The organism is Paenibacillus sp. 01L418, from assembly GCF_056400045.1.
In genome coordinates, this window is the sequence record NZ_JBFTSN010000005.1 from 46,302 (window position 1) to 68,863 (window position 22,562).

Annotated in this window: 18 protein-coding genes and 1 pseudogene; 4 read left to right on the forward strand and 15 right to left on the reverse strand. The window is 45.4% G+C overall.

What is annotated here, in order from left to right:
* Positions 1 to 92 precede the first annotated feature (92 nt).
* Positions 93 to 443 carry a hypothetical protein gene (locus AC1DSE_RS01535; protein ID WP_441912881.1) on the reverse strand — a complete coding sequence of 117 codons (351 nt, stop codon included), beginning with the start codon at positions 441 to 443 and terminating at the stop codon, positions 93 to 95.
* A gap of 182 nt (positions 444 to 625) precedes the next feature.
* The gene (locus AC1DSE_RS01540; RefSeq protein WP_477527345.1) at positions 626 to 1,600 is read right to left on the reverse strand and encodes an aldo/keto reductase; all 975 of its coding nucleotides are present in this window, start codon (positions 1,598 to 1,600) and stop codon (positions 626 to 628) included.
* Between the two features lie 257 nt (positions 1,601 to 1,857).
* Here AC1DSE_RS01540 and AC1DSE_RS01545 point away from each other — a divergent pair, with 257 nt between their 5' ends.
* Positions 1,858 to 5,193 carry a DEAD/DEAH box helicase gene (locus tag AC1DSE_RS01545; RefSeq protein ID WP_477510015.1) on the forward strand — a complete coding sequence of 1,112 codons (3,336 nt, stop codon included), beginning with the start codon at positions 1,858 to 1,860 and terminating at the stop codon, positions 5,191 to 5,193.
* Positions 5,194 to 5,336: 143 nt separating this feature from the next.
* On the opposite strand, the gene AC1DSE_RS01550 is transcribed toward AC1DSE_RS01545, so the two are convergent.
* The 9 genes from AC1DSE_RS01550 to AC1DSE_RS01590 form a co-directional block, all read right to left on the reverse strand.
* Complete coding sequence (locus AC1DSE_RS01550; protein ID WP_477510014.1) at positions 5,337 to 6,596, reverse strand: extracellular solute-binding protein; 1,260 nt, start codon at positions 6,594 to 6,596, stop codon at positions 5,337 to 5,339.
* Between the two features lie 18 nt (positions 6,597 to 6,614).
* On the reverse strand, positions 6,615 to 8,162 hold the full coding sequence (locus AC1DSE_RS01555; protein WP_477510013.1) for a response regulator transcription factor: 1,548 nt from the start codon (positions 8,160 to 8,162) through the stop codon (positions 6,615 to 6,617).
* A 55-nt stretch (positions 8,163 to 8,217) separates the two neighbouring features.
* On the reverse strand, positions 8,218 to 9,981 hold the full coding sequence (locus tag AC1DSE_RS01560) for a cache domain-containing sensor histidine kinase (RefSeq protein WP_477510012.1): 1,764 nt from the start codon (positions 9,979 to 9,981) through the stop codon (positions 8,218 to 8,220).
* 217 nt (positions 9,982 to 10,198) lie between these two features.
* Positions 10,199 to 11,992 (reverse strand): glycoside hydrolase family 66 protein, encoded by a 1,794-nt coding sequence (locus AC1DSE_RS01565; protein ID WP_477510011.1) that lies wholly within the window; start codon positions 11,990 to 11,992, stop codon positions 10,199 to 10,201.
* A gap of 22 nt (positions 11,993 to 12,014) precedes the next feature.
* Positions 12,015 to 12,848 (reverse strand): carbohydrate ABC transporter permease, encoded by an 834-nt coding sequence (locus AC1DSE_RS01570; RefSeq protein ID WP_076270382.1) that lies wholly within the window; start codon positions 12,846 to 12,848, stop codon positions 12,015 to 12,017.
* A 12-nt stretch (positions 12,849 to 12,860) separates the two neighbouring features.
* Positions 12,861 to 13,820, reverse strand: coding sequence for a carbohydrate ABC transporter permease (locus AC1DSE_RS01575; RefSeq protein ID WP_339205187.1), 960 nt, complete (start codon positions 13,818 to 13,820; stop codon positions 12,861 to 12,863).
* A gap of 79 nt (positions 13,821 to 13,899) precedes the next feature.
* Positions 13,900 to 15,222 carry an extracellular solute-binding protein gene (locus tag AC1DSE_RS01580; protein ID WP_441884376.1) on the reverse strand — a complete coding sequence of 441 codons (1,323 nt, stop codon included), beginning with the start codon at positions 15,220 to 15,222 and terminating at the stop codon, positions 13,900 to 13,902.
* Between the two features lie 183 nt (positions 15,223 to 15,405).
* Positions 15,406 to 16,137: a ThuA domain-containing protein gene (locus tag AC1DSE_RS01585; protein WP_477510010.1), complete on the reverse strand. Its 732-nt coding sequence runs from the start codon at positions 16,135 to 16,137 to the stop codon at positions 15,406 to 15,408.
* A complete protein-coding gene (locus AC1DSE_RS01590; RefSeq protein ID WP_441884382.1) occupies positions 16,130 to 17,191 on the reverse strand; it encodes a Gfo/Idh/MocA family protein in 1,062 nt (353 codons plus the stop codon). The genes AC1DSE_RS01585 and AC1DSE_RS01590 overlap by 8 nt, the downstream gene beginning before the upstream one ends.
* A 141-nt stretch (positions 17,192 to 17,332) precedes the next feature.
* On the opposite strand from AC1DSE_RS01590, the gene AC1DSE_RS01595 reads away from it, so the two are divergent.
* Together AC1DSE_RS01595 and AC1DSE_RS01600 are read left to right on the forward strand one after the other, a co-directional pair.
* On the forward strand, positions 17,333 to 18,238 hold the full coding sequence (locus AC1DSE_RS01595; protein WP_477510052.1) for an AraC family transcriptional regulator: 906 nt from the start codon (positions 17,333 to 17,335) through the stop codon (positions 18,236 to 18,238).
* 308 nt (positions 18,239 to 18,546) lie between these two features.
* Positions 18,547 to 19,878 (forward strand): ArsB/NhaD family transporter, encoded by a 1,332-nt coding sequence (locus tag AC1DSE_RS01600; protein ID WP_477510009.1) that lies wholly within the window; start codon positions 18,547 to 18,549, stop codon positions 19,876 to 19,878.
* Between the two features lie 77 nt (positions 19,879 to 19,955).
* Here the strand turns inward: AC1DSE_RS01600 and AC1DSE_RS01605 are convergent, their stop codons facing one another.
* Positions 19,956 to 20,513: an NUDIX domain-containing protein gene (locus AC1DSE_RS01605; protein WP_477510008.1), complete on the reverse strand. Its 558-nt coding sequence runs from the start codon at positions 20,511 to 20,513 to the stop codon at positions 19,956 to 19,958.
* Positions 20,514 to 20,674: 161 nt separating this feature from the next.
* On the opposite strand from AC1DSE_RS01605, the gene AC1DSE_RS01610 reads away from it, so the two are divergent.
* Complete coding sequence (locus AC1DSE_RS01610) at positions 20,675 to 21,667, forward strand: lipoate--protein ligase (protein WP_477510007.1); 993 nt, start codon at positions 20,675 to 20,677, stop codon at positions 21,665 to 21,667.
* 91 nt (positions 21,668 to 21,758) lie between these two features.
* On the opposite strand, the gene AC1DSE_RS01615 is transcribed toward AC1DSE_RS01610, so the two are convergent.
* From AC1DSE_RS01615 to AC1DSE_RS01625, 3 genes and pseudogenes are all read right to left on the reverse strand, one after another.
* Positions 21,759 to 21,947, reverse strand: a complete 189-nt coding sequence (locus AC1DSE_RS01615) for a hypothetical protein (RefSeq protein ID WP_076270373.1) — start codon at positions 21,945 to 21,947, stop codon at positions 21,759 to 21,761.
* Positions 21,948 to 22,019: 72 nt separating this feature from the next.
* The gene (locus AC1DSE_RS01620) at positions 22,020 to 22,166 is read right to left on the reverse strand and encodes a hypothetical protein (RefSeq protein ID WP_179089894.1); all 147 of its coding nucleotides are present in this window, start codon (positions 22,164 to 22,166) and stop codon (positions 22,020 to 22,022) included.
* 143 nt (positions 22,167 to 22,309) lie between these two features.
* Positions 22,310 to 22,562 (reverse strand): annotated as a pseudogene (locus AC1DSE_RS01625) (methyl-accepting chemotaxis protein); the annotation flags it as partial.

Below are 22,562 nucleotides of genomic sequence, written 5' to 3' on the forward strand. Positions count from 1 at the left end.
CATTTATCCATTTCAAAGCAAAGAGGCTGTCTCTTTTAAGGCAATTTGCCTTTAGTGACAGCCTCTTATCTGTTTACTGGCTTACCGTTTTTTTATCGCTCATATCCGGGATAGTCGTAATCAGAGTCTTGCAGCTTGTTTAAAATATTCATTTGGCGAATATGATCTCTAGTTTCTGCCGTGCCTAACACATATACGGTTTCGTAAACCTTGATGATATCCTCATTAAACTTGTCGGTTGCTTTGTCATTATCAGCTGATTTATAAGGGATTGGTGCGCGAAATTGTGTTTTCTCATCGTCCCGCTGAATTTGGTCGAGCAGCTGCTGAAGCTCACTGATCTCCGCCTGCGTTGCGGTTACCGTTAACTGATCATTGATGGAAGGTTCAGGCTCGACCCGCTTTCCAGAAATCGATACATAATAGGTTTGCTTCTCCGTCATGCCTCTCACTCTCCTCCTATTTGATAATAACTTATAAAACAAATCGGATAGAGATGAAACAAGGCTGCATCTACAATTTGCCCACGAATGCAACAATAACAAGGCTTCTATACAAAAAAGCACCCACAAGCCATGCACCTTCTTCAAAGTGTTTTGCGTGTGGGTACCCGTTGTGTCTATCTCTACGGCAAGCGATACCATGCAAAAGGTTCACCCGTACGGAATGGGCGGCTAATCTTCTGCAATTCCTCTTCTGTATCTGCGGTCAGCTGCAAGGATACACTCTTCAAGTTTTCTTTGAGCTGCTCCACCTTTGTCGCTCCCACAATGACTGTAGATACGACAGGCTGATGCATGAGCCACGCGAGTGATAATACGCTTGGCGTACAGTCCAATTGTTCCGCAAGCTTCGCTACATTTTCACCTAATGCAATGGTTTTAGTATCGATAAATCGCTGGAAACTCGGGTCGGTCTGAGCGCGAGAGCCCTCTGGCGCTTGCTGTGCTGCGCTGTATTTTCCTGACAAAATGCCGCCAGCCAGCGGAAAATACGGAATGATGCCCACGCCTTGGTCTAGACACATCGGAACCAGCTCGTTTTCCGGCGTTCGATCCGCTAAGGAGTAGCTTACTTGTGTCGATACGAAGCGGTTAATCCCAAGCCGATCACTGATTCCGAGCGCCTTCATCAGCTCCCACGCAAAGTAATTGGAAGCTCCGATGTAGCGCACCTTGCCAGAGCGTACCATATCCTCTAATGCTCGAAGTGTTTCCTCAAGCGGTGTTTCAGGATCAAACGTATGAATTTGATATAGATCGATATAGTCGGTTTTTAGACGTTTTAAGCTCTGTTCCAGTTCCGTCTGCAAATGAAATCTGGATGAGCCGCGCTCATTTACGCCTGCTCCCCGAACTAGCCCTGCTTTTGTAGCTAAAACAACATGTTGACGCTGTCCCTCAAGCACCTGCCCAATGATTTTTTCGGATTCGGTGGCTGCATAGATGTTAGCTGTATCGATAAAGTTGATTCCATTGTCTATCGCGCTATGAATGATTTGTTTTGAAGCCTCATAATCTGCGCGTTTGCCAAAAGCGTTGGTACCTAAACCGAGCGCGGATACTTTGAGGCCGCTATTTCCAAGTCGTCGGTAATGCATGGTTGTCCAGCTCCTTTTCCCATAATCAAGCTTAGCTTCTCTTCCTACATTATACCGTTGATTGCATTCAATTTCAGTAAGAGCTGCCTAGACCACATCAAAAGTAGAGCTAGCATTATCCTTGTTTCATGCTAGGCTTTTATTTCAGAAGCCCAATGCCCACATTTTGAATTGTGACCTGCTGTACATATTCTGCTATGATAAGAATTAACTTACACATCGGAACAAGCGTTCCGCTAGCGGAAAGGAACCATACCATGAGCGTACAGTTGTCCGAGCGAGTTATTAAGCTGCTATGCGGCGATACCTTCTATGAACGCGGCGAAGCCTACTATAAAGATGGAAAAGTTACGCTTGCGGACCAAGGTCCTGAGGCAAGCAGCTTTAAAGCTATCGTAATGGGCAACCATCGCTATGAGGTTACGATCGATATTGACCTGGATGGAGACGTCGAAGCGGAGTGCTCCTGTCTCGCTTTCAGCACCTACGATAAGTATTGCCAGCATGTAGCTGCGGCGCTGCTGCAAATTCATCATTTTCAAAATGAGTATGATAAGCCTGCCCGTATCTACCCCTCACTCCTTCATCCAGAGGATAGGCCTTACTACGATGATGACGAAGCAGATACAACCCATCTCCGTAATCGATATGCGGCGCATGCGGGGTTAGAAGCAGCCGATACTCGGCTGGCTAACGGCATGTTAGGCTTGTTCAGCCACCGTCCGATCCGCACAAGCGGAAGCCGGTCGCTTTTGGACATGCGCACCACTCTTGAAGTAGAGATTTCTGTTAAGCTTTTCCCCTACGGCTTCCGAAAGCATATGTTCGGCATTGAGCTTAAGGTTGGCCCAAAACGGTTATATATCGTACAGCAAATACGAGAATTTCTGGAAAAGGTCGATCGGCGGGAGCCTTACGTTTTCTCGAAACATTTCACCTATGATCCAGCCGTTCACAGCTTTCAGCAGGAGAATGATGCGGTGCTTGCGAGGCTTATTCAAATCTACCGAAATGAAAAGATATTCAGGGAATCGCTGTCCCGCTCAATTCTAAGAGAGGCTCCGGCAAGCGGAGACCGTATGCTGCTTGTGCCTCCCTCCTCATGGGATAAGACGCTTCCTTTGCTAACTGCTGCACCGACCGTACAGCTGCTCTATAACAATCAAACGTTTCATGGCATTGAACGGAGTGACGAAGCGCTCCCGCTCCATTTTGCGTTTGATCAAGCGACGAGCGACGGCTATCAATTGGATATTCAGGGACTTGATCAGATCATCATTATGGAAGATTATGAGCTGGTCATTACAAACGGCAAGCTGATTGAGCTGAAACCGGAATCTTGCACACGGCTTATGGAGATGAAGCAGCTGCTCGACACTTCGCGCAAGCCAAAGATTCATATTGCCCCTGCGCAAATGGAGCCGTTTATGGAAAGGGTCATCCCGGGACTAATGAAGCTGGGCAGTGTCGGCATTGCGGAATCAATATCTGACCGCGTGCTGCAAACGCAGCTTAAAGCGAAGCTTTACTTGGACCGGGTAAGAGATCGGCTGGTCGCAGGGCTTGAGTTTCAATATGGCGACATTATTATTAATCCTTTAGAAGGAAGCGAGAAATCACGCGGTACTGATCGCATTCTCATGCGGGACGGAGAACAAGAGCGGCTCATTCTCGAGCTGATGGAGCTGGTTCCCTTCGCCAAAACAGAGGGCGGCTATTTCATGGAGGACGAGGATTCGGAATTCGAATTTCTGCACCATATCATCCCGCGGCTTGAGAAGCTGCTGACCGTGTACGCTACCTCTGCTGTTAAAGTACGAATTGTGACTAAGCATGCAGCGCCAAAAGTAACGATTAATGTAGATGAGCGTACAGACTGGCTGGAATTCAAGTTCGATATGGACGGCATTCCTGAATCGGAAATTCGGAACCTGCTGAAGTCGCTTGAAGTGCAGCGCAAATACCACCGCTTGCCAAACGGCTCGTTATTGCCGCTTGATGGCGCCGAGTTTCAAGAAATCATCCATTTCTTAAATGAGGTCGGCCTGCGCCAGAGCGATATTCAAGGAACTGAATTTCGGATACCTACAGCCCGCGGCCTTCATCTCATTGGTTCACATGAGAACGGAAATGCGGTAAGACTTGGCAAATCGTTCCGCCGGCTGCTGGAAAACATGCGTAACCCCGACAATTTGGATTTCCCTGTACCGGACAATCTCGCGAACGTGCTGCGGGATTATCAACAGTATGGCTATCAATGGATGAAGACGCTCGCCCATTACCATTTCGGCGGCATTCTTGCCGATGATATGGGGCTCGGAAAAACAGTGCAGGCCATCGCATTTGTCGTTTCCGTACTTCCTGAGATTCGGAGGCGAGAGCAGCCAGCGTTAATCGTCGCTCCCGCTTCACTCGCCTACAACTGGCTGAATGAGCTGAAGAAATTCGCTCCAGAGGTTCGCGCCGTTATTGCCGATGGCACCAAGTCAGAGCGCAGCGGCGTGCTGACAGGCGATTCTTCGGCGGATGTGATCATAACTTCATATCCCTTGCTGCGCAAAGATATTAAAGATTATATGAAGCAAAGCTTCCACACACTTATTTTGGACGAGGCGCAATATTTCAAAAACCATACGACTCAAACCGCGCAAGCCGTTAAGGCTATTGATGCCGGGTATCGCTTCGCATTGACCGGCACGCCCGTGGAAAATACGCTGGAGGAGCTATGGTCTATTTTCGGAGCCGTTTTCCCAGCGTTATTTCCTAGCAAGCAAGCTTTCAACGAGCTATCGCGAGAAGCTGTCGCCAAGCGGGTTCGTCCGTTCTTGCTGCGCAGGCTGAAAAGTGATGTACTGAAGGAGCTGCCTGACAAAATCGAGTCAATACAAGCGTCGGAGCTGCTGCCTGAACAGAAACAGCTGTATGTTGGATTCCTTGCTAAGCTGCAGCAGGAAACAGTGAAGCATTTGAACGATGAAAGTTTCCAGCAAAATCGAATTCGAATTTTGGCTGGAATAACAAGGCTTCGCCAGCTCTGCTGCCATCCTGCCTTATTCGTAGAAGATTACCGAGGAAGCTCCGCCAAATTTGAGCAGCTCCTCGAAATTATCGAGGAATGCCAGAGTGCTGGCAAGCGGCTGCTCATCTTCTCACAATTTACAGAAATGCTCGGCCTAATCGCACGGGAGCTGGGTTACCGAGGCATTACTCATTTTTATTTGGACGGACAAACAAAAGCCTCCGAGCGCGTCGAGCTTTGTAATCGATTCAACGACGGTGAGCGCGACCTCTTCCTGCTCTCGTTAAAAGCCGGGGGCACTGGACTAAACCTAACGGGTGCCGACACTGTTATTCTCTACGACCTTTGGTGGAACCCCGCCGTCGAGCAGCAAGCAGCCGATCGTGCACATCGTATTGGACAGAAAAACGTCGTACAGGTCATCCGCCTCGTAACGCAAGGCACGGTCGAGGACAAAATGTATGAGCTTCAGCAAAAGAAAATGAACCTGATTGACGAGGTTATCCAGCCTGGTCAGGAGGCTCTATCCTCTCTATCGGAAAAGGATATTCGTGAAATTCTGATGATTGAGTGATGTGAATTCAATTCATATTAAAGATGCATGGCTCAGCTCCGTTAAGGAGCAGACTGCCGCTTCGAAATAAAAAAAGTAGGAATCACAAATAGATTCCTGCTTTTTTTGCATACAACATGTCTCGTCTAGAGGATCAATCTATTTTACTGCTTTAACAAACGATCAATCTTAGCGGCTGCTTCCGTTAATCCCTGTTTAACCGAAAGTTCCTCTTGAAAAATTTTGGTCATATATTTTATATAAATAGCGTCAATTCGACTATACCTTTTCACTGGCGGACGAAGAAATGTATGATCAAGCGCCTCCGTGTACGGATGAATAAAGGATTCACCCTGCGCCTTTATCTCTTTGGCCTCCAAGTTTGTCGGAATTATGCCTGTTTGCGACATTGCAATTTGCGATTGCGTATTGACCATCCATTTCATAAATGTCCAGGCCTGCAATGGATTTTTCGAGCCCTTCATAATAACTAAATCTTCTCCTCCCAATATGGAGGCAGGACCAAAAACCGGCGGAAACGGAACTGCTATTGTTGCGTTAATCGCCCTCTCCAGCTCTTCGCCTTGAAAAACGCTGTAAAACCAAGGTCCATCATCTGTGACCAATATTTTCCCTGACTTTACCCCCTCCCAATTATCTCCGCCGCCGTTAATAACCGTACGATCAATCAACTGCTCCTTATATAGCAATAAAAGCTGCTCAACCGCCTTGATTGTCGCTTCTCCATTCAAATAGCCGGATGCCTTCGAATATGAATCATCTGTCATACGTCCGCCCAGCGCATAAATATAAGGCAAGCTCTTCCACGACTCAAGCCCCCCTATACCAATCATGAATCGATGTTTTTTAGCAAGATCAATCACTTCCTGAAAAGTTGCAGGCGGCTTTGACAAGCCCGCCTGTTCCAACAATGTACGATTGAATATAGCAATTTTCGTGTTCATATTAACGGGAAGAGAATAATAGGAACCCTTATAATAACCTGCTGAGCCTGTATTGCTCTGCAGCAATTGCGTTATTTTGCCAAAATCATCGTATTCGCTCAGGGGTAGCAGCAATCCGCTTTGGGAAAACTCAGGCACCCATACAATATCCATACGCACTACATCAGGCGCTCTATTGGAAGATGCCTTGGAGATGAGCGTATATTTCATTTCCATGTTGTTGCTTTGCCGAACAGGAACGACGTGAATAGCGGGGTACGCCTCCTCAAACGCAGGAATAAGTATATCCTCCAAAATTCGAGTCTCTTGATCACTGTACGTATGCCAGAACTCGATTTCCGTATTCTCGGTATTTGTTAACTTCTCGACCTTGCTGTCATTTGTAAGAATAGACTGCTGGCTGCAGCCTGAGCAGATTGCAAGTAAACACACTATTATTATCAGCCTATTTATAAGCATGGCAATCTCCTCCATCAACTATTGTTGATGCTTATCTCGATACTCTACAGGTGTCATCTGAGTCATTTTTTTAAACAGCTTGCTAAAATATTTCACATCGTTAAAACCGGATTTTTCAGCTACCTCATAAATCTTGTACTCGTTTTTAACCAGCATCCGTTTTGCTTCGTGCAGCCTCAAATCGATTAAATAATCGATGAAATTTTGACCTGCCTGTTTTTTGAACAAATTCGAAAAATAGCTTTTGCTTACATGTATGTTATCTGCTACTTGTTGCAGTGTTAAGTCTTCTCGGTAATGGAGCTTAATGTAGGCGATGGCTTTAGTGATTAACTGTCCGCTATGGCCTTTATCAACCAACCTCAGCTGATTGGGATGTTCCATTTCCTCAAACAATTGACGGATAGTCGATTCGAGCTGAACAACCGTCTCACAGCGCCAAATATGTTCTCGGAAATCTGATAGCGTTTTTGAGCCTCCGTTCACAAAAGCATAGGCAGAGAGCAGTTCATATGCTTCTTTTCTTACGTGCTCCGGTGTTTGAGCACCCTTCGTCCAGCTTGAAACGAAGCGATCGATGACTGTTTTTGTATGGTCCTCGGTGCGAAATTGCTCAACCATAACCTGCATGTTCATTCCCTCATAATTAGACCCCGCTTCGCTCTCATCCGGTATTTGTTCATAGGCAAAGAGTTTGCCCGTACCTTCAAAAAATCTTCGTTCCCCTGCAGCTCGGCTTTTTCTGAGTCCTGTTTCCACCCGCTCTGTTTCCTGCTCCACACAGTAACCAATAGAAATTGAGGTCGATAGTTCAGCAGCAACCCGGTTCTTGAAGCGCTCAAGCTCACCTTCTGCATTCCCCACAAGAGGTAAGATCATAAAGAGACCTTCTCCCGTCAAAATCGGCGCACTGCCATACTGGAATTGCTCATAAAATAAAGCCTGCATATCCTCATACATGATGCTAATATGCAAATCCCCGTATCGTTCCCGCCACTCGTTTAGACCATCCGATACAACAAAAGCACAAACGTAGCGATCATTTGGCTGATCAAAAAGATCAACTAATTTAGATTCAGACTCGCTGGTTGCGAGCAAGCGTATGATTTCCTGCTCAGAACGTCTTCTCGCAAGGAAAACCAATTGCTCATCAAACTGTTGATTTTGCACGACTTGTCTGCGGTTTTGCTGCAGCATTTCTTTACATCGCACGAGTACAGCAATGAGTTCCCCCGCTTCCAGTGACGGCTTAAGCAAGTAATCGACAGCACCCTGCTTCATCCCCTCACGCACATATTCGAATTCATTGTAGCTGCTAATTAGGATAACCTTGGTTAGCGGATTAACCTCCAGCGCCTTTCGCGTTAGCTCCAGTCCATCCATAACTGGCATCTTAATATCCGTTATCAAAATATCAATAGGCTGAGATCGAAGCCGTTCAAATGCTTCAAGGCCATTTGCACAATCTCCTACTAAGGTCAGCCCTTGCTCATCCCAACTTATGAAGTTTTTAAGCCCGTTTCGAATAATCGGCTCGTCGTCCACAATCAAAACATAATCGTTCACGTCATTTCCTCCTCGAAGTTGTAGGCAGCAATATCTGAACTCGGAAGCTTTAGCTTTATAAACGGATGACGATATGAATATGAGTACTGAGTCCAATATCACTCGTAACAGATATGCCCGAGCCTGCGCCATAATAAAGCCTTAAGGAATCATAAACATGCTTCATTCCTATGCCTGCTTTCGTCATACCTTCCTTTGCATTCAATTGTTTCAACTTCTCTTCTGATATTCCTGAGCCATCATCATGGATCACAATCCGCAGCTCTCCCTGCTGCTCTGTCACCTTAATCGTAATATCTCCTCCGCGATTAAGCGGCACGAAGCCGTGGAAGATCGCATTCTCAACGAGCGGCTGAAGCAGCATCCTTGGAATTTTCACTTGATCCGCCCCAGGCTGTACCTCTATAGCCAAAGCATATTTTTGCTCATACCGCATTTCTAAAATAACGATATATTTCTGAATGATCTCCAGCTCTTCCGCAAGTGTAATCATTTGCCCGTTCTTGCCCATATTCGCTTGAAGCAGTCTAGTTAGAGCCGCTAGCCCTTGTTCGGCTCGCTCCATCTCTCCTGCTCGAATCAGCCATCTGAGCGTACTAAGCGTATTGTAGAGAAAATGCGGATGAATCCGGTAAGTGACCGCACGCACCTCGGCCTCAAGCTTCTCGTTTTGCTCCTGCTCCACTCGTAGCATCAGCTGTTCAATTTCATCCAGCATTTTATTAAAATGCCTACTCATGAGCCCAATCTCGTCTGTAGACGTTAACGCTGTTCGAACAGATAGATCTCCCTGCTGAACTCTCCTCATCTCTAGCGTTAATTGCTTGATTGGATTCGTAACCTTCTTCGCGATGAGAAGACCAACGAGCACCGCAAGCAAAGCGAAGCATGCTGAGGTTATTAAAATACGTGTATGCAGCTTATCCAGCGCCCCCGTTATTTCAAGCGTAGGAACTGTGCCAACCAGCAGCCAACCATTGCTTAGCAGCTGCTTTACGCCATAATAATGGACGCCCTTATTAGCGTACTCGAATTCAACTGCATCATTATGTACGATCAACTCATGCAGTTTAGCATCCTCCACCATCTGACCAATTCGTGAAAGATCCGCATCGATCATAATTTCACCTTGTGCGTTAACGACCATATAACGTCCGGTTTCCCCCAGCTTCACTTGCTTAATCGTATTAATGATGGCCTTGCCATTTAAATTAACGACCAGCAGACCGATTTGCTGAAGCGATTCAAAGTCTTTTAACGCACGGCTGATCGGGAGAACAAGATCAGTATTTTCCCCACCACCGCTAAAAGGATCCTTTCGCATCGGCTGCCATACGAACCCGCCATCCTGCTTTTTCGACTCCGCTACCCACTCTTGATGATTCAAGTCAACCTTTCGCAGTTTGGGTGTAGAAAATGTGCCGCTCCCCCAGCCGATGCCCCCACTTTTAATGATATAAACAATTCTTACGAATGAGCTTGAATACACGACGTTATTAAGCAGCGTATTTAATGATTGCGTCATCTCGATCTGCTCGCTAAGCGGACTCGAGGTATATTGCATCGCTGATTTTTGCACCTTCAAATCACTGTATATTAAATCGGATGTATCGCTTCCCGCGTTGAAAATAGAAGACAAGGCATCTGCGGTTTGCTTGGTAACCTGAACGGTAGATGCTCTAACATTTCGTTTTACAAGCGCGGAAGATTCCAAATAGAAAGAGAAACCCGATAAAGTGGTCGGAATCAAAATAATGAGTAAAAACGCTAAAATCATTTTTGAAGCAAATCGGTTCGTTATTTTCTCGAAGCGCGCCATAAGCTGCCCACCTTGTTAAAGAAGATACTCCTAGTTTACCTAAATCAACACGATTAAAATAGAAGGTTTTATAGAAGAGGAGCGCAGCCATGCTGGCTTCGCTCCATTCATTCTCATGCATTACGTTCATATCAGCAAACGCTTTCATTGCAGTGTACAAAACCAAGCGCACGAAAACTATCTTTCGTATCGCTTGGTTCTGCATGCTATCGCAACCTTACTTGTAATTAATGGTTAGTAGATCCCAGTATTTCAGGACTGGAAGCTTAAGTGTAACCTTGCCTTCTTGCTGCTTGAAGCTCAGCTTAATAGGTGATCCTTGATAATAGTCTGGTGAGGCGAATAGGATACTTGCAACTTCACGCTCTGTCTCAATGGAAATGTCTATTTCTTTACGCTCAATAGGCACAGCTTGCTCGCCCTTGCTGTCATTCCACTCCATGGTTTTAGCATCAGTGAAGTTAATGAAGTGAACGATGTCGCTTCCGCTTTTCTGCTTCGCAAAGGACCATATTTTTCCTTGCTCTGGAGCAGCGGAAACACTTGTGTCCCCTGTACTTGATACGATTAGTTCAGATTCCTCTACTCCATCTCGCAAAATGTTCTGATAAGCGACAAGGAAATCGTAATAGCGAATAAGCTGCTCTTCCAGTTCAGCTGGAATGGAGAGATTTCGATTAGGGAAATACTCTTTGGCCAGCATATTTTCCCCAAGCTCCAGATGGGATCCGCCGGATGCGAAGATGACTGCATCTGTAAGCAGAACGCCTGGCGTATTAAATTCCCCGCTCGCGTTTGCCAAATCATAGTTCATATAAGCGGCAAGCACCGTGTTTAGCTTATTTTTGCTAAACTGGTTGTTTTGATCGATAATCCCCTTCAGGTTGCCATACTTCGGATGCCCGTCCCATACTTCGGTATATAGGAATGAGAGAGGAGCCTGAGGAGCCATAAAGGCTTGCCCATACTGTCCGACAGCGTTCATCACATAGTCGACATCCAGCTTCTCCTTAGCTGCTTTCAGAAATGATACATAGCCCGGCGCCAGCTTTACACTTTCTCCTTTGGCATTCCAAAGCGCTCCGCGATCGCCTAATTGATCAACATGCCAGCCGTCGAATTTCAATTGGTTAAATACTTCAATTTCTTTATCGATCAGATAGTTTTGCCACTCCACGTTGTTTGGGTCATAGAGCATAATGTCACTGGCCCAGCTGTCTGGCAATGGATGCTTATCCTGATTCGCTTGCGAAGGATCTTTGTACAGCGCCCACGCTTTTTTGACACCGTCCTCCTCTGCCCCCTCATATGCCCCGAACAATAAATTGTAGTTCATCGCCTTCATGTTTTTGCTGTGCGCAAGGTCAATATAGCCTTTAATTGTATCCAAGGCGACAGGCCTGTTTGCAATATCCGGCCATTCCGGCGCTGGTTGATTGCCTTCCAGCTTCAGAGGCTGATGATGTTTATACTGCCAATCATAAAATTGAATGCCGTTAATATGGAACCGATTCAGACGTTCGATTACTGTTGCCATCTCTTCCCCATTCATGCTGTGGAAGTCCGCTAAATAACCGTAACGAGGAAACTTGCTCCAGTCTGTGGACACGTCAACTGCGATGTTCTGATGATCCTTCACTTCTTCCTTCGTTGCAAAGAAAACCTCAGCCATATAACCTCGGCCATCCTCCTTTGGAGGCGTCCAATCCCATTCCAATGAATTGCCGTCCACCTTGACTTCTTGCTCAGCGATCTTCTCCCCTAGATGGCGATACTGGACAATCACCTTCGCTTTTGACTCCGTTTTAGCCAAATCCAACGTAAAATGAACGTTGTCGCCGGGACGATAAGCCGATTTGTCGGTCGACAAGCGACTTATTATACCTTGGCTATTCACAAGCTCCGCCTTTATTTCCTTCTGCTCGCTGCAGCCGGAAGCAAGGATCATAAAAGAGGTAATGACAACAATGACTGATGAACTTATTCTATTTCGATTTCTTTTACGTTTCATTTGATAGCTCCTGTTTTTAGATTTAACCCTTCACTCCGCCTTCGTTAAATCCACCCTGTACGAATCTTTTTTGGAAAATAATATAAAGGATTATCGTCGGAATGAGCGCTATAATGGAAGCAGCAAATACCCATGAATAGTTTGTCGCATATTTATCGTTGAACATCAGCAGTGCAATTGGCAGCGTCCGAAGCGCCTCATCCTTAATAATGACTAGAGCCGTGAAATACTCCTCCCATGTGCCTTGAAAGGAAAGAACTGCAAGCGTCGCAATCGCCGGCATCGACTGAGGCAGGTAAATATTCCAGAAAATGCGCCAGCTGCCACCGCCATCGATCAACACGGACTCCTCGTACTCCTTCGGAATGCTTTGAAAGAATCCGCGCAAGAAGAACGTGCTGCCAACAACACCGCCGCCGATATAAATTAACCATAGCCCCCAGTAGGTGTTAACCAAACCAAATGATTTGATAATTAGAAACTGTGGAATAATGTTGATCACTCCGGGAATCATCATGGTCAGAAGAAACATTCGGAATAGAAACTCTTTGCCCGGAAACGTAAATCTCGCAAACCCGTAGGCGGTTAAACAGCCGAGAAACAAACTTCCTGTCATAGACACGATGGTAACGAGCGAGCTGTTCAGGAAATACCTTGCAAAATTATTTTTGCTCCATACTAGCTGGTAGTTATATAGGTTTGGGATGACGGAGAATACTTCCTTAGGCCGCGGCAGCGAGTATGCCCCTTTAATGAAGCTCGTCATAATCATATATACGAAGGGAAATAGAAAAGCCAACGCTCCAAGCACGATAATGCTGTAAACTAGTAGCTGAATATGCCATTTAGTTTTCATTTCTTCTCCCTCCTACAAAAAACGCTGATTGCCGAATTTTTTCATCTGAGAATAGGTGAGTAAAAACACTGCAATCCCCATCATGACGGCTACCGCAGATGCATAACCAAAGTTAAAGTTCTTAAATGCTTGCATGTACATAAGGCTTGGCAGCGTCTGTGTCTGATCCATCGGACCACCGCGCGTAATAAAGTACACTTGTGGAAAGAAGTTGAATGCTCCGTTAATTAGGTTAATAAGAACGAATGCGGTGACAGGACCTAACATCGGAACCGTAATGCTCCAGAACTGCTTCGTTCCGTTAGCGCCATCAATTTGCGCCGCTTCATAATACTCCTTCGAAATGCCCTGCAAGGCCGCCAAATAAATGACTACGCCCCAACCAACCGTTTTCCAAATATGAAACAACCAGATGACAATCATAGCCGTCCAATAATTTGATAAAAAATTAATCGGTTCATGGAATATGCCAAGCTGCTTATAAAAGATATAGTTGATCAAGCCATATTCACCGCCAGCGAACAAGAAGCGGAACAAGAAGGCGACCACGATCCAAGACGTGATGATGGGCAAATAATAAATCGTACGGAACACAATCTTATGCCTAACGAAGTGGATATTAATTAAGACCGCAAACACGATGGCAAGAAACCAGTTAATAGGTACCGTTACCGCGACGTTCAGAAACGTATTTCGGATTGCCATTAACACTTTATTGTTTGGATCCGTAAATGCGGATACGTAGTTTGCAAAGCCAATGAATGGATTTTCTGCATTAGGCATAATGCTGTATTCCTGGAAGCTTATAATTATATTTTTAATCATCGGATAAATAACGAATACGGCCGTTCCTAAAACACCAAGAAAGATATAAGGCATAACCTTTATCCACTGCTGAATGCCCTTTTTCAACTTTACGCCTGCCGGAATTCGCTGTTCTTGTTTCGGCTGCCCCGTCACTGGTATAGACATATTGATGCTCCTTCCCTATCCTTCATCTCACTAGAGCCTTCATCTACCTTTGCAGTAGATGAAGGCTCTAGCATTTCACTTATTTCTTCAAAATAGCTTCAATGTTTTTCGCTGCCTCATCGAGCGCTTCTTTTGGTTTAAGCTCTCCACGGACCGCTTTCTCAAAAGCAAGATTAACGATTCCTTCCATTTCGCCGTATTGTGGAATCGGTGTGCGCGGCAGTGCAGTTTCAAGCTGCTTCACGTATTCTGTAACGAATGGCTGCTCAAGAAATGCCGGATCGTTTGCTGCCGTTTTGTTTGTAGGGATAAGACCAAGCTTGCTCATGATCTTTTGCGGCTCGTCGCCAAGCATCCATTTTGCAAATGTCCACGCCTCTTGCGGATGCTTCGAGTTTGCAAAGATAACAAGATCCTCGCCGCCTACAACAGATCGGCTGCCGCCTGCACCAGTAGGAATCAAGCCGCGAACCGTTTGCTCCAGCGGTTTGAATTTCGATTCTGCTTCGTTCATCAGAATGCTGTAAAACCAAGGGCCGTCATCAATCATCATATAATCATTGTTTTTCATACCGTCCCATGCGCCTGGCTCGCCGCCAAGAATCGTAGGCGTTACGAGTCCGTCTTTATTCCACTGTACAATCGTTTCGAGCGCTTTTACGCTCTCCGGGCTGTTCAAGTAGCCTTCAACCTTTGTATAGTCCTCGTTCGTCAATGAACCGCCAAGGCTCCAGAAGTAAGGCGATGCTGCCCATACGTTCGCTCCGCCGATGCCAATACCGCCCGGTTTGCCTTTTGCGACCGCAAGCTTGGCTGCTGCAACGAACTCATCCATTGTCGCAGGAGCTTCTTTTATGCCGATTTCATCCAAAACCGATTTGTTGTAGATAGCAATTTTTGTATTCGTGTTTACTGGAACGCCATAGTAGCCGCCGTTATAGGCATTCGTTTCCATAGGCGCTTCGAACGTATTTGCTTTTAATGCATCGAAACCCTCGTTCTTGCTTATATCTTGCAGCGCTCCCATCTTGGCAAATTCAGGAACCCAAATAATATCCATTCGCATGAGGTCAGGTGCTGCATCGCCCGCTACTCCGGCAATAACCTGCTCTTTCAAGCCCTCGTATGGCATTCTTGTCAGCTTGAGCTCGATACCTGGGTTTTCTTTCTCAAAGAGCGGCTTAATATTTTCCGTGAGCACCTTCTCTTCTTGATCGCTATAGGTATGCCAGTATTCAATAGTAACTTTTTTGCCACCCGCTGCCGGAGCGTTACCGCTTTCATTTTTCGGAGCATTTCCTCCGCTATTGGCAGGTGCGTTATTTCCGTTTCCACACGCCGTAATCGTAAAAGCCATTACCGCCGCTAGTACCCCGTACGAAATTGTTTTGTACCATTTCATAGGATTGACCCTCCTCATATTTATGCTTCTCCTTCATTATGCTTAGATCATTCTTCGTTAGAAACCGTTTTCATTGCGGAAAAGGTGTCGTATTTCACTCCGTTTTAAATGCCTCTTTTTTGGAAAAATAAAAAAGGTGTCTTATCTTTCTGTCTAAACAGAAAGATAAGACACCTTCACCATTTACTTTCCAATTGGCTCGAGCGGAGCAACACGTCCTAGCGATGTGCTTGCGCCTTGAACAGGAGCCCCCCATCGTACGCCATTCGCAATGACTCTCAGCACATCTGGATGATGGTAGATCGGGAATGTTTCATGTCCAGGCCGGAAATAAAACAACTTGCCTTTTCCTCTTCGGTAGCAGCAGCCGCTTCGAAATACCTCTCCCCCCTCGAACCAGGAAATAAATACGAGCTCATCTGGCGCGGGTATGTCAAAGCGCTCCCCGTACATTTCTTCCTTCGGAATTTCAATATAATCATTTAAGCCGTCCGCAATCGGATGGCCGTGCTCGATAACCCAAACCCGCTCTTTCTCGCCATAATCGCGCCATTTGAGATCTCCTGTTTTAGTGCCTAACAAACGCTCAAATATTTTGGAGCCATGGCCAGAATGAAGAACGATTAACCCCATGCCCTCCATGACGCGTGCGCGCACCTTCTCGACAATATCATCCCGCACCTCAGCATGAGCGAGATGTCCCCACCAGATGAGCACATCCGTATGATACAGCACATCATCGCTTAGCCCATGTTCAGGCTCGTCGAGAACCGCTGTCTTTACTTCAAAGCCATCCACTGTTTTCAAGTAGCCGCCAATTGCGTTATGAATCCCTTCGGGATAGATGCTTGCAACCTGTTCATTTTGCTTCTCATGCCGATATTCATTCCAGACAGTTACCTTTATATTAGCCATTATTAGAAGCCTCCTGTGTTATCGTAATCCAGCGCTCTTCCTGGGTGGATAGGAGAATAGAATCCAGAGTCAGCTGATTGATATAACCATCCTCGATTGTTGCGTCGAGACCATCTTGCTTGCCGTTCAGCAAATTAAAGAAGGACTGCATTTGATTTGCTGCGAACGAATTTGGAATATCGATTTTACGGAATTGCTTATCCTCTCCAAGCTTGATTTCAAGGCTATCCTCTTCTTCAAGGTTGTAGATGAGCGCTCCTTGCGTACCGTAAATCTCGATCCGTTGGTAATTGCCGCGGCCAAAAGCGAAACGGGATATGTTCATCGTAGAGGAGCCGCCATCTTCGAAACGGGCAAGCACATGACAGAAATCATCAACATCCACCTCGCCTTTGCCCTCTCCATTTAGGTTGTCCCGCTCTTTTACAATCGTTCCTGCATCTGCGATAACCTTCACGGTTTCTCCGATAAGGAAGCGCTTAAGATCGAGAATATGAGAACCTAAATCACCGAGCGCACCCGATCCTGACAGATCCTTGCGGAATCGCCAGAGCAGTGGAATTTCCTCATTAATACCCCAGCTTTGCAAATACTGGCTGTATACGTGATTGATCTTGCCAAGCGTGCCTTGCTCAAGCAGCTGCTTCGCATATCGAACCGCGGATTTATAACGATACGTGAAACACACCATATGAGGGATGGGATGATTCGCTAATTCCTGTCTAAGAATCGCTGCTTCCCTCGCATCAAGGGCAATTGGCTTCTCAAGCGCAAATGGCTTGCGATGAATAATGGCGTCATACGCGATCTGAAAATGATTGCTGTTTGGTGTGCCTATGGTCACAGCGTCCAGCTCTGATTGCTTTAACATATCCAAATGATTTACATACTGCCGCTCAAGCGGAATACCCAGTTCATTGCCTTTGGCCAAAAGCGCTTCCTCATTACAATCACATATCGACCATATTTCAGCATGTTCACTTGCCAAGATGCCTTCAATATGAAAGTTAGCAATGCCGCCAAGCCCAATAACGCCTATTTTCAGCTTCTTCATATGCTTCATCCCGTCCTTATATTGGCTTCAATTACAAACCCAGTATAGTTTGTGTTAGAATGAACGGGAATGTCCGATCTAGACTCTTTTTGTACAAAAGCGACTTTTACGGAGTGAAGGAGGTCATAACTATTGCTGTCCATGAACATGGATTTAGTGCCTCGCATAAAAATTATGGGGTTTATTGCTTACAAAAGCCCGTGGATTCATTTCAAACGAAATATAAATGAGTATGTGCTCTATTTCATCAGAAGTGGAGAACTCCATATTAAAGAGGAGAAAAATCATTATGTTCTGCGTAAAGGTGACTTGCTTATTCTTGAGCCCAATTTGAATCATGAAGGAACTGCAAAGCATGTTTGCGATTACTATTACATTCACTTTGAGCATTCAGATATTAAAGCTGTGTATAGGGATGATATGCTGGCTTTAGCCAATTACTTTATTGTTGAGCATGACCAGTCTCCGTTTATTGAGCATAAGCCTACCGTTAATGGAATCCATCCAAATCACTGCTACTTCCCCAAATACCATACGATTTCTGATAAAACCAGATTTAATCTCATCCTGCATGCATTAAATGAAATGCAGAAGCTCTATATGCGCAGGTATTACAATAGAAGCCTAACTGCTTTTCAATTTATGCAATGGCTCGTTGAGCTCTCACGTGAATATTTTATGGATGAGCTGAAGCGCAACGACCGAATTCATTCGAAGTCGGTTGTTAAGGTTAACGCGCTGCTCGATTATATCCATCAAAACTATCAGAGCAAAATAACCGGCAAAGACATTGAGCTTGCATTTGAAGGCAACTATGATTATTTAAACCGTGCCTTTAAGCTCGTTACCGGCCAATCGATCATTCGGTACATCAACGCGGTTCGAGTAAACCAAGCGAAACAATTGATTGAAACGACGCCGCTCAGCATAGGAGAAATCGGTTATCTAGTCGGGATCAACGATCCCTATCATTTCAGCAAAGTATTCAAAAAATATGTCGGCCTCTCTCCTACTCAATATTTTAAGCAAGTATGGAAGAGCGACTAAAAACCCTCCAAACGACCATCGTTAGGAGGGTTTTTTTGGGCTTTAATCCATAGAAGCTATCTATCATTATGGGGCAAATATCTTCAATTGATACTAGCAGATTTTGATAGAGATAGGGATATTGACCAGTACGAACACTCTATCATGTACGTATACTTACACTACATAGATACAAAATAAATAAGAGAAAGGAGGATCTCTAGCTTTGCTAGAATGCTAGTTTTCCAAGTAGCCTAAGGTTCTATCTAGAAAAGGAGTGCTGCACAATAAAGCAAAAAAAGGGTTCAAAACTGAAAAGAGGTTAAAGCATGCATGACTTAATGATCATTATGACCATTTCCGCGTTCCTTCTAACAATCAGCTTCATCTTCTGGCGACCGCAGGTCAATGAAGCGATACCCGCAACAATCGGAGCTGCAGTCGTTCTTCTTAGCGGAAGCGTCTCGCTTTCCGATCTCGGTCAAATAACCGAAACGATAAGCGGGGCTGCGGTCACCATTATTGCTACTATCGTTATGGCCATTGTTTTAGAAAGCTTCGGTTTTTTCTACTGGGCAGCCGAGCTGCTCACCAAAAAAGCACGCGGCTCCGGCATTCGTTTGTTTTGGCTAACAAACTTATTTTGCTTTCTCATGACGCTTTTTGTAAACAACGACGGAAGCATCTTAATTACAACGCCCATATTACTGCTCTTGCTGCAAAATATGGGACTAAAAAAACATCAAAAAATACCTTATCTCTTATCTGGCGCATTAATCGCAACGGCATCTAGTGCCCCTATCGGCGTAAGCAATATCGTCAATTTAATTGCGTTAAAAATCGTTCATATGGATCTCTACATGCATACCGCCATGATGTTCGTACCCGCTTCGCTTGGACTTGTCCTCTTGTCGCTCCTGCTGTTTGCCGTCTTCTATCGCACACTTCCAAAAACACTTCCTCCCGCTTCCAGGTGGAATCTTATGCCCGGCAGCCATCCGTTAAAGGAAACCTTGCCTAAAGAGAACCGCAACCGCTTCATGCGCAATATTCTTATTTTTGTATTCTGTGTTCGTATCAGCCTCTTTGTCGCTTCCTACATCCACTTCCCCGTCGCTGCAATGGCTGTTATCGGATCTGCTCTTCTGCTAGGCTGGCGTTGGTACCACTTAAAAATTTCACCGGCGGACATGCTCAAAAAAACACCTTGGTATATACTCATATTCGCTTTCAGCATGTATGTGATCATTTATGGCCTTAACAACATCGGTTTAACGGATTGGCTTATTCATCTTATGCAGCCTCTCATATCTGGAAGCCTGGTTCACGCCAGCGTCCTCATGGGCGGACTTTTAAGCGTACTCTCCAATTTATTCAACAACCATCCCGCACTTATGGTCGGTACGATTACACTAATGAATATGGGCCTTGATCCTCTGACGTTAAAAATTGCTTATCTCGCTAGTGTCATCGGCAGTGACATCGGTTCGCTCCTATTGCCAATTGGCACACTGGCAACGCTTATGTGGATGCATATCGTACGTAAAGGCGGAGTTCCAATTAGCTGGGTCCAATATTTGAAGGTAACTTCAATCGTCATTCCGATTACCGTTATATTCACGTTGATTCTATTATCGTATTGGGTATACTGGGTGTTCTAATTCGCAAAAAAAAGAGACCTTCCGCAAGGAAGGTCTCTACTATAAATAACAGGATAAATCTGGTTAATAGCTATATTTTATACTCGAAATAATCCATAACCGTTCAAAGGCACGACAGGCGACCTATCTATCTTGAGTCCCTGTGATTGTCCATGGAAAGCAACATCAACCAGCCACTGTGTAAAGCTGGCAACATCCATTGCTTCCAGCTCCTGCAAGGTGAAGAAACCGGCAGCGTCAACCTCCACAAAATCCGGGGTAGGCTCTCCGCTCACATATTCCATCTCAAATGCTACGTACAGATTATGTATATTTCTCGGCTGATCACGCAGTGCTACGACGTTTTTAACGATTGCTTGCACGCCGCACTCTTCCATAACCTCTCGCTCAATCGTGTCTTGAATGGCCTCCAGCTGCTCAATATAACCGCCCGGATTCGTCCATTTACCTTTTCCAGGCTCTTGCGCTCGGCGAACGAGCAAAATCTTCTCATCCTTTACGACCAGTGCTCCGACACCAATGCTATAATTTCCCCAATGAACGAAGCTGCAGCTCGTACAAGCCCGCCTCATCGTACCGTCAACGTCACGGGTTTCGAGCTCATGACCGCATGACATACAAAATTTCGCTTCCATTTGCTTCACCTCTGCATCAAGCTTTTTTCCTCATTCGATTATACGAATTATTTCAGCTTATGCATAGGTTGTACCCATTAAGTACGAACCTTTCATTTGATAAGGAACAGGACGTACAGGTATAATGCCAATATGAGCTACAGCATAGGAGGACAAAGATCATGCGTTTTGTAAGCAATAATGGCATCACCGACCCAACGCTTAATTTGGCATTAGAGGAATATATATTGCGTTCATTGCCTGACAACGATGACTACTTGCTTTTCTACATAAATGAGCCATCCATCATCATTGGCAAGAACCAAAATACCGTCGAGGAAGTTAATGCAGATTACGTCGAGAGCAGTGGGCTTCACGTCGTCCGCMGACTCTCTGGAGGGGGAGCCGTCTACCACGATCTCGGCAACTTGAATTTCAGCTTTATTATGAAGGATGATGGTAAGTCCTTTCACAATTTCAAGAAGTTCACCGAGCCCGTTGTACGTGCGCTTCAAGAGCTGGGTGTAGACGCCGAAATGACCGGCCGAAATGATCTACAGGTTGGCGAGCGAAAAATATCCGGCAATGCGCAATTTTCGACGAAGGGCAAAATGTTCAGCCATGGAACGCTGCTGTTTAATTCTGAAATCGAAAATGTTGTATCTGCGCTAAAGGCAAATGCTGAGAAATATGTATCGAAGTCAACGAAGTCGATCCGCAGCCGCGTGGCGAATATTACAGAGTTTTTGAAGGAGCCTATGACGATAGAGCAGTTTAGGCAAAGACTGCTTCAATCCATCTTTGAGCAATCTGCTGAAATTCCGTTCTACGAGTTATCTGAACAGGACTGGCAAAATATACACAAGCTGGCGGAAGAGCGCTACCGCAGCTGGGAATGGAACTATGGCCGTTCTCCATCCTTTAATGTACAGCAGAAGAAACGAATCGAAGGAGTTGGCACCTTTGATGTTCGCCTTCAGGTTGAAGAAGGATTGATTGTGAACGCTGCTATTTACGGAGACTTTTTTGGCCGTGGCGACAGCAATGAAGTTGCTCAGAAACTGATCGGCATTCGTTATGAAGCTTCCGCTCTAAAGCAGCTTACAGCTGATATTAATCTGCCCTTCTATTTCGGTCCGGTAACGAAAGAACAATGGCTTGAGTTAATTTTGTAAGCAGCATGCAAACAGCCCCTTGCGATATGCGAGGGGCTGTTTACGTAATCATTGAAGGAGAGATTATGTTCACCCTTCATCCCCGCTCTCTTTATCCATTGAAACGTCGATATAACCGATTTACTGCTGCTGACATCTTCTCATTTTCCTTCCCCTTGCGCTCCAGGTTTTCCTGATCTGCCCTCTCAAGCGAAAGCAGGATTAATCCATAACCAACGGCTGAAAGCGATGCTGAAAGCTTGGCCAGTTCTTCAGACTTAATCTCTTTTTTATCTGCCATCAACTTTTCTCCTTTATATTGAAATTTTTAGAATACTTTTATGTGATAAGCTGAATCATCATGGTCAAAGGTTTAAAGCAGCTCTTCCTTTTCCTCTTTTGCTTTTATGACGGCAAACAATCCAAATAAATCGCCAATGACTAATATAACTGCAGCCCATATAGCAAGATCATCAGACGATAATTCGGTTATCTCCGGTTTTGTTGTCGTTTTTGGCATTCGGATTAAGCTCCTTGATTTCATGTGATGATAACAGCCTATGCCAAGGAGCTGATTTGGGTTTGGGCGTATGCCGCTGTGTCCAGAAATAAAAAGGACGACAGCAAGAAACCCCAAGCGGTTCGCTCGGGGCTTTCAACCAGTTATACCATTCTGAACTTAGAGACATGGCTTTGCAAATCACCTGCTGCAGCATGAAGCGTTGTTGCAGATGCTGTTATTTCCTCCATGTACGCAAGCTGCTCTTCGGTTGCTGCAGATACGCTTTGCGTCAATGCTGATGATTCATTAGCCTGCTTCGCGCTGGCTGAAGTGGAAGCAGCAATGTTTTGCGAGCCTGTAGATATTTGTATGGATGACGCAGCAATCTCTTGAATTTGGCTCGCTACCTCACTC

Excerpts from the sequence above, each read along its gene's own strand:
- AC1DSE_RS01535 (WP_441912881.1), bottom strand. The coding sequence starts at position 443 with ATGACGGAGAAGCAAACCTATTATGTATCGATTTCTGGAAAGCGGGTC.
- AC1DSE_RS01540 (WP_477527345.1), bottom strand. The coding sequence starts at position 1,600 with ATGCATTACCGACGACTTGGAAATAGCGGCCTCAAAGTATCCGCGCTC.
- AC1DSE_RS01545 (WP_477510015.1), top strand. The coding sequence starts at position 1,858 with ATGAGCGTACAGTTGTCCGAGCGAGTTATTAAGCTGCTATGCGGCGAT.
- AC1DSE_RS01550 (WP_477510014.1), bottom strand. The coding sequence starts at position 6,596 with ATGCTTATAAATAGGCTGATAATAATAGTGTGTTTACTTGCAATCTGC.
- AC1DSE_RS01560 (WP_477510012.1), bottom strand. The coding sequence starts at position 9,981 with ATGGCGCGCTTCGAGAAAATAACGAACCGATTTGCTTCAAAAATGATT.
- AC1DSE_RS01565 (WP_477510011.1), bottom strand. The coding sequence starts at position 11,992 with ATGAAACGTAAAAGAAATCGAAATAGAATAAGTTCATCAGTCATTGTT.
- AC1DSE_RS01570 (WP_076270382.1), bottom strand. The coding sequence starts at position 12,848 with ATGAAAACTAAATGGCATATTCAGCTACTAGTTTACAGCATTATCGTG.
- AC1DSE_RS01575 (WP_339205187.1), bottom strand. The coding sequence starts at position 13,820 with ATGTCTATACCAGTGACGGGGCAGCCGAAACAAGAACAGCGAATTCCG.
- AC1DSE_RS01580 (WP_441884376.1), bottom strand. The coding sequence starts at position 15,222 with ATGAAATGGTACAAAACAATTTCGTACGGGGTACTAGCGGCGGTAATG.
- AC1DSE_RS01585 (WP_477510010.1), bottom strand. The coding sequence starts at position 16,137 with ATGGCTAATATAAAGGTAACTGTCTGGAATGAATATCGGCATGAGAAG.
- AC1DSE_RS01590 (WP_441884382.1), bottom strand. The coding sequence starts at position 17,191 with ATGAAGAAGCTGAAAATAGGCGTTATTGGGCTTGGCGGCATTGCTAAC.
- AC1DSE_RS01595 (WP_477510052.1), top strand. The coding sequence starts at position 17,333 with ATGAACATGGATTTAGTGCCTCGCATAAAAATTATGGGGTTTATTGCT.
- AC1DSE_RS01600 (WP_477510009.1), top strand. The coding sequence starts at position 18,547 with ATGCATGACTTAATGATCATTATGACCATTTCCGCGTTCCTTCTAACA.
- AC1DSE_RS01605 (WP_477510008.1), bottom strand. The coding sequence starts at position 20,513 with ATGGAAGCGAAATTTTGTATGTCATGCGGTCATGAGCTCGAAACCCGT.
- AC1DSE_RS01615 (WP_076270373.1), bottom strand. The coding sequence starts at position 21,947 with ATGGCAGATAAAAAAGAGATTAAGTCTGAAGAACTGGCCAAGCTTTCA.
- AC1DSE_RS01620 (WP_179089894.1), bottom strand. The coding sequence starts at position 22,166 with ATGCCAAAAACGACAACAAAACCGGAGATAACCGAATTATCGTCTGAT.